1 protein-coding gene is annotated in these 239 nt (G+C 66.1%); it reads right to left on the bottom strand.

Annotation, left to right across the window (positions count from 1 at the left end):
* Window positions 1–21: 21 nt before the first annotated feature.
* Window positions 22–239, bottom strand: a 218-nt coding sequence (locus AC0L3L_RS36545) for an FAD-dependent oxidoreductase (RefSeq protein WP_473642235.1), incomplete at its 5' end; no start/stop codon positions are given.

The raw sequence follows: 239 nt of genomic DNA, 5'->3' as shown, positions 1-239 counted from the left end.
CAGCAAGTGCTTGACCCACCCTCAGACCGGCGGAGCGATCTCAATCGGGCTGCCGTCGGAAAAGCGCGAAAGGCGGAACTCGGAGGGATCGACGATGGGCGGGTCTCCGGTCACGAGATCGGCGACGAGATGTCCGGCCCCGGGGCCGATGCCGAAGCCGTGACCGGAAAAGCCGGTAGCGATAACGAGCCCCGGCAGCTCTTGCGCCAGGGAAATGACCGGCACGACGTCCGGTGTCA

This window comes from Mesorhizobium sp. WSM4849 (assembly GCF_055811385.1).
The sequence above is the reverse complement of the archived record's forward strand: the minus strand, read 5'-3'. Positions and strand labels throughout refer to the sequence as shown.